This is a genomic window from Actinoplanes sp. NPDC048791, from assembly GCF_040650095.1.
Lineage (GTDB): Bacteria > Actinomycetota > Actinomycetes > Mycobacteriales > Micromonosporaceae > Actinoplanes.
Genome location: NZ_JBEZGQ010000535.1, coordinates 1 through 5823, shown reverse-complemented (window position 1 = coordinate 5823; position 5823 = coordinate 1). Strand labels below are relative to the sequence as shown.

7 protein-coding genes are annotated in these 5823 nt (G+C 69.3%); 4 read left to right on the top strand and 3 right to left on the bottom strand.

What is annotated here, in order from left to right:
* Together AB0C29_RS30275 and AB0C29_RS30270 are read left to right on the top strand one after the other, a co-directional pair.
* The coding region (locus AB0C29_RS30275) for an aldehyde dehydrogenase family protein (RefSeq protein ID WP_360827191.1) at positions 1 to 559 on the top strand (559 nt) is incomplete at its 5' end.
* Positions 556 to 1641, top strand: a complete 1086-nt coding sequence (locus tag AB0C29_RS30270; RefSeq protein WP_360827188.1) for an alcohol dehydrogenase catalytic domain-containing protein — start codon at positions 556 to 558, stop codon at positions 1639 to 1641. The genes AB0C29_RS30275 and AB0C29_RS30270, both read left to right, overlap by 4 nt.
* Before the next feature lie 10 nt (positions 1642 to 1651).
* Here the strand turns inward: AB0C29_RS30270 and AB0C29_RS30265 are convergent, their stop codons facing one another.
* On the bottom strand, positions 1652 to 2368 hold the full coding sequence (locus AB0C29_RS30265; protein ID WP_360827185.1) for a DUF5753 domain-containing protein: 717 nt from the start codon (positions 2366 to 2368) through the stop codon (positions 1652 to 1654).
* Positions 2369 to 2675: 307 nt separating this feature from the next.
* Here AB0C29_RS30265 and AB0C29_RS30260 point away from each other — a divergent pair, with 307 nt between their 5' ends.
* Positions 2676 to 2978, top strand: a complete 303-nt coding sequence (locus tag AB0C29_RS30260; RefSeq protein WP_360827182.1) for a hypothetical protein — start codon at positions 2676 to 2678, stop codon at positions 2976 to 2978.
* 5 nt (positions 2979 to 2983) lie between these two features.
* Here the strand turns inward: AB0C29_RS30260 and AB0C29_RS30255 are convergent, their stop codons facing one another.
* A complete protein-coding gene (locus AB0C29_RS30255) occupies positions 2984 to 3856 on the bottom strand; it encodes a helix-turn-helix transcriptional regulator (RefSeq protein ID WP_360827179.1) in 873 nt (290 codons plus the stop codon).
* A 198-nt stretch (positions 3857 to 4054) separates the two neighbouring features.
* On the opposite strand from AB0C29_RS30255, the gene AB0C29_RS30250 reads away from it, so the two are divergent.
* Positions 4055 to 4255 carry a DUF397 domain-containing protein gene (locus AB0C29_RS30250; RefSeq protein WP_360827176.1) on the top strand — a complete coding sequence of 67 codons (201 nt, stop codon included), beginning with the start codon at positions 4055 to 4057 and terminating at the stop codon, positions 4253 to 4255.
* Positions 4256 to 4806: 551 nt separating this feature from the next.
* Here AB0C29_RS30250 and AB0C29_RS30245 read toward each other — a convergent pair.
* Entirely contained in the window at positions 4807 to 5127 is a 321-nt protein-coding gene (locus tag AB0C29_RS30245) for a MerR family transcriptional regulator (protein WP_360827173.1), read from the bottom strand.
* Positions 5128 to 5823: the final 696 nt, after the last annotated feature.

The window sequence follows — 5823 nt, the reverse complement described above, 5'->3', positions numbered from 1 at the left end:
GGCGTGGACCCGTATGCTGGTGCACCGCAGCCTCTTGGACGCCGCTGTCGAGCTCCCCGCGCCCGCCGCCTCGGCGTACACCACCGGTGACCCGTTCGACGTGGGCACCCGGCTCGGGCCGCTGGTGTCCGCGGCGCAGCGCGAGCGGGTGCGGGGCTTCATCGCCCGCGCCGGCGCGCGGCAGGTGGCCGGCGACGCCCCGGTCCCGGACAAGGGCTACTTCGTCGCGCCGACCGTCTTCGCGGACGTCGACCCGGCGAGCGAGCTGGCCCAGGAGGAGGTCTTCGGCCCGGTGCTGTCGATCATCGGTTTCGACGACGACGACCACGCGGTGGAGATCGCCAACAACTCGAAGTACGGTCTGGCCGGTGGCGTGTGGGGCTCACCGGACCGGGCGCTGGCCGTGGCCCGCCGGATGCGGACGGGCGCGGTCGACGTGAACGGCGGCTCGTTCAACCCGGTGGCCCCGTTCGGCGGCTACAAGCAGTCCGGCCTCGGCCGCGAGCTCGGCGCGTACGGTCTCAGCGAGTTCCAGCAGACGAAAGCGATTCAGCGGTGACCTCTTACATCAAGGCCCTGGTCGTCCGGGAGGCCGGCACGGCACCCGCGGTCGAGGAGCTGCGCCTGCCCGAGATCGGCCCCGGCCAGGTCCGCATCCGCATCCGCGCGGCCGGCGTCTGCCACTCCGACCTGTCCATGGTCAACGGCACGCTGAGCCCGCCGCATCCGCTGGTCCTCGGGCACGAAGCGGCGGGCGAGGTGGTGGAGGCCGGCGCCGGCGTGACCCGGGTACGCGCGGGCAGTCACGTGGCGCTGAACTGGTCACCGCCCTGCCGCGAATGCTGGTTCTGCACACACGGCGAGCCGTGGCTGTGCTCGACGGCGAACGTGGCGGCGCTGGAGAACGGCAGCACGCTGGACGGTGCGCCGGTGCACGTGACGCTGGGGCTGGGCGCCTTCGCCGAGCAGGTCGTGGTGCCGGAGCGGGCCGTCATCCCCGTACCGGATGAACTGGCCTGGGAAAGCGCGGCCCTGCTGGGCTGCGCGGTGCTGACCGGCACCGGAGCGGTGCGCAACACCGCGCGGGTCGCCGAGGGTGACTCGGTCGTGGTGATCGGCCTCGGCGGGGTGGGTCTGTCGGTGGTCGCGGCGGCCCGGGCCGCCGGCGCCGCGACGGTCATCGCGGTGGACGTGTCGGAGGCCAAGAAGGCGCTCGCGGAGGCCGCCGGGGCGACCGACTTCGTGGTCTCCTCGGACAACCTGTCCAAGGACATCCGGTCGCGCACGGATCGGCTGGGCGCGGACCACGCCTTCGAATGCGTGGGCCGGGCGGCGACCATCCGGGCGGCGTGGCGGGCGACCCGCCGCGGCGGCCAGGTGATCGTGGTGGGCATGGGCCGCGCGGACGACATAGTGGAACTGAGCGCGCTGGACATCTTCTCCAGTGCCCGCACGCTGCGGGCCTCGGTCTACGGCTCGTCGGACCCGGACGTGGAGGTGCCGGCGCTGGCCCAGGACGTGCTCTCGGGCGCGCTGAAGCTGGACCACCTGATCACCGACCGCATCCCGCTCGCCGGCGTCCCGGCGGCCTTCGAGCGGATGGCCCGTGGCGAGGGGGCCCGTTCGGTCGTGGTCTTCTAGGTCAGGGTCTCTAGGTCAGGGAGTCGCGGATCCGGCGGATGGTGGTCAGGGCCGCGGCGTTGCCGTCGGTGCCGGCCAGCAGCCGGTCCAGGCAATCGCTGTACGGCCTGGTCGCCGCCGCGCCGGTGAGCAGCGAGTCGGTCGCGGTCGACTCCAGGAAGAGCACCTCGGCGCTGTCGTCGGCGAACCGCAGGAGCTCGAAGTATCCGCCGAGGCCGGCGTGGGCGCCGTCCGCAGCCGTCTTGACCACCAGGGTGATCGTCTCAAGCTCGCCCAGGTAGAGCAGGTCGTCCAGCTGCGCCTTGAGGACGTCCACACCGCCGACCGGCCGGCGCAGGACGAACTCGTCCAGCACCACGGTCAGCCTCGGCGGCTCTGCCCCGCACATCCGGTCGAGCAGCTCGTACTGCCGTCCCAGGCGCACCTCGACGCGGGCCAGAGCAGCAGGATCCTCGGGCGCCCGGCCGGTGATCGCCGTGGTCGCCGCGAGCGCGTACGCCGGGGTCTGCAGGATGCCGGGCACGACCAGCGGCTGGCACACGCCGAGCTGGGCGGCCCGGGCCTCGTGGTCGAGGAAGCGCGGGTATTCGATGGTGAACTGGTGGAGCGCCCACCAGTCGCTGTCCCGATCCCGGTGATCAGACGACAGCCGCAGTGAATCTCGCAGCTCGCTCAGCGGGGCCAGGAGCCGATCGCGGGCGAGTGCCGGTCCGGTGGGTTGTGACATGACGAGCCTCTTCCACTGGTGAGGTCCGACTACGCCGTCGTCCTGAGCTGGATGGGAGCCGCTCCCTCCTTCGTTGCGACTGGCCTTAAGGGAAGTTCAGTTTGCGGTGTGCCCCCACGATAAACGACGAGGCCGAATCGGCGCGCTCATCGTTCGACCAAGACTTTAGCCGGGTGAAGATCCAGGGTCGCCGACCCGGAGTGCATTTTGCAGATAGCGCTTAGCCGTTAGAAATTTGTGATCAGACTGTTGCTGTCCGGAAATTTCTGCGGACAATCGGAGGCAGGATCGAGGTAAGGGGACCGAGATGTCGATCGACCGCACTTCCCCGAGCGCCCCTCGATGCGGCTGGGCCGTCTACTACGCCGACCGCCGCATCGTCGTCACCAGCTGGTACGTCGAGACGCAGCACCAGCGTTACCGGATTCCCGACCTCGAGGACGTCGCCGTCGTGCTCGACCCCCGGCGCGGCCTGCGCTGGCGGGAGATCCGCGCCCTGCACCACGGCGCGGAGGTGGTCCTCTACGGCACCGGCGACCGCGCCCAGTTCGAACGGGTCCGCCGCGCGCTGATCCGGGCCCTCGAGATCAACCGCTCCCCGTTCCCGTGACCCGCTCAGACCTTCAGGCGCCGGCGGGCCCGGCCGATCTCGTCGGTGGCGTGCTTGCCGGACAGCCCCGACGCGAGCAGGTCGTCCATGATCTTGCGGAAGGTCTCCGTCTTGGTCTTGTCGGTCAGCAGGAAATCGTCCGCCGGCGTCTCGATGAAGACCACGTCGTCGTCCTGACGGCCGGCGAACTCCAGCAGCTCAAACGTGCCGCCCAGGCCACCGTGGGCGCCGAGGTCGAGCGGAACCACGGTGAGATGCACCGAAGGGCGCTTGGAGACGGCCAGCAGATGATCGAGCTGGGCGGCCATCACCTCGGCCCCGCCGACCGGGCGCAGCAGCACGGCCTCGTCCACGGCCATGTTGAGCGCCGGGGGGCGGCTGCTGTCGAGCCGGTCGAACAGGGTCTCCTGACGCTTGCGGCGAACCTCGGTCAGGTTCATCCCCGTCGAGTCGGCGACAGCCTCCTTGATCACCGGCGAGCTGAGTGCCTTGGCGTACTCGGGGGTCTGCAGGAGGCCGGGGATGAACAGGGCGAAGTAGCCGTACAGGCCGGAGGCCTCGCTCTCGAAGGCGACGAAGTCCTTGAACTCCTGCGAGAGCTTCTCCTCGCGCCACCACCGGCGCTCCCGGGAGATCTCGGAGAGGTCCATCAGCCGCTCGACCTCGGCCGGATCCTGGACGTCGTAGAACTCCAGGAGAGCCTTGACCTCGATCGGCTGGATCGTGACGACGCCGTTCTCGATGCGGTTGAGCTTGCTCTGCGACCACCGCATCTTCCGGGCGACAGCGGAAGCGGTGTGCCCCTGCGCCTCCCGCCGCTCACGCAGATAGGTGTGCAACCGCAGGCGCGCGATGGCTGGGCCGACCGGCTCGGTCATGATCAACTCCGGTGACGTCGGCAATCGTGGATCTCGTCCAGCCTAGTGCAATTTGCAACTGGATGTTTGCACCGGCATGGTCTAGCATCCAGTTTTGCTTGCGTTAGTTCCGGGTCAGACGCGGACAAAAACGTAAAATCAGACTTATCAGCCTGGGGTGCTTCGACCGCCGGGCGCTCTTATACAGCTGGAGGCCGGATGAACACGCCCGACGAGGTCCATCAGTGGCGCAAGAGCAAGCGCAGCTCCAGCGGTAACTGTGTCGAGGTAAGTGCCGGGCCGCAGGCGATTCTGCTCCGGGATTCGAAGAATCCGCAGGGGGCTGTGCTGTCGTTCAGCCGGGAGACTTTTCAGGACTTTTTGCGTGGGGTGCGGGGCGAGGAGTTCGACCTGAGCTGAGGTGAGCGCCCGCCTTTCTGGGGCGGCGCGAGACGCGGCCGGTATGGGCTGGTTCGGCCGGGTGCCCGGCTCGGGCGCCTGGTCGGAACGTGCTGTGGCGTGCTGCTGGAGGCGGAGCACCGGGCCGAGCGCCTGGCCGAGTTCCGGCCTGGCGCCAGCCGCCACCGCGACCATCGCCGGCTTGCGGCTCCTGCCGCGACGCCGCGCGAAGTACTCGAGCGCGGCGATGGGTCGCTGCCCGAGGGGCCTACGCGCGTCGGTGTGCTGGATTGTCGGCCGGGATTCCGCCGAGCCTGGGTGCGGTCGGCCTGGGGGCGGTCGGCCTGGGTGCCCGCTGGCCTCGTTGCCGCTGGCTCGGTTTTCGCTGGCCTGGTTTTCGCTGGCCTGGGTGTCATCGGCCGGGATTGCGTCGGGCCCGGGTGCTGTCTCAGGGACGCGCCGAGCGGGAATCCCGTCGGGATGTGTCGAGCGTGAGGTCGAATCGGAGCCGGAAATGACGAACGGCCCCAACCCGGTGATGGGCGGGACCGCGTGCCGGGGGCGGCGGGTGGTCATTCCGCGTTGCTGTTCTCGTTTCCGCGCAGGGACTCGTTCACCCGGAGCGCTTCTTCGAGCTGGTCCTGCAGGATGATGATCCGGCACGCCGCCTCCAGGGCTGTGCCTTCGTCCACCATCTCTTTGGCGCGGGCCGCCAGCCTCAGCTGGTAGCGGGAGTAGCGCCGGTGTCCGCCAGGGGAGCGGAACGGGTCGATCAGCTTCGCGTCGCCGAGCCTCCGCAGGAAGTCCTGCGATACGCCGACGATTTCCGCGGCTCGGCCCATCGTGTAGGCCGGGTAGTCCTCGTCACCGAACATGTCGTCGGGTTGGGCCATGTCACCTCCGTGTCGAGGGCCCCGGCGCTGATCGCGCCGGGGCCCAGGGTTATCGGGTTTTAGAACACCATCTGCCGACAGTCGCGTCGGTTTGTCTAATCCGCACCAGCCGTGTGTAACGGTTTCGGGTGCGAGGATCGCGTAAGCGTGACCGGAGACCACCTCTCGTTCGATGGAAACTGCGGTGTCCACTCGACCCGGTAGAGCGGTCGGAGCGGGCGATCCAACGGTGCGTGAACCCTCCCTTTCCTCTGCGTTCCACTTGCTCTGACGTGATGCGTACTGCGCACTTCCCCGCCGGTGGTGGAGCCCCACGCAAACTTCTCGGCCCTGCCACGTGCGGCGGATCTGCAGACCCCGCCGCTTAGGCGTGGGTACTGCTCACTTCCTGGTGCTGCGCCCGTCGTGACCTCACGGCCGGGCGGGTACGTCCGCGTCTTGACGTTCTCGTTTCGACAACCAATACGTTAGCCCGCATCGCCCAGGAAATCTAGTTCTTCGCGGACAGATTTTCTCGCGTGTCGCCCGGCCCTCCGGTCGGCGGCCGCCCGGGCGGTCGGGGATGGGAGTGGGAAGCCGGTATGAAGCCCAGCGGGAGGCCGTCGGACAGGCGGGGAACGAGTGGGATGCGCAGGGAGCCGCGGGAGGGGTTGGGGAAGCGTGCGGGAGTCGCGGGGCGGCGGTGCCTGTTGCGGC

Coding starts and splice junctions, on each gene's coding strand:
- AB0C29_RS30265 (WP_360827185.1), bottom strand. CDS start 2,368: ATGTCACAACCCACCGGACCGGCACTCGCCCGCGATCGGCTCCTGGCC.
- AB0C29_RS30260 (WP_360827182.1), top strand. CDS start 2,676: ATGTCGATCGACCGCACTTCCCCGAGCGCCCCTCGATGCGGCTGGGCC.
- AB0C29_RS30255 (WP_360827179.1), bottom strand. CDS start 3,856: ATGACCGAGCCGGTCGGCCCAGCCATCGCGCGCCTGCGGTTGCACACC.
- AB0C29_RS30250 (WP_360827176.1), top strand. CDS start 4,055: ATGAACACGCCCGACGAGGTCCATCAGTGGCGCAAGAGCAAGCGCAGC.
- AB0C29_RS30245 (WP_360827173.1), bottom strand. CDS start 5,127: ATGGCCCAACCCGACGACATGTTCGGTGACGAGGACTACCCGGCCTAC.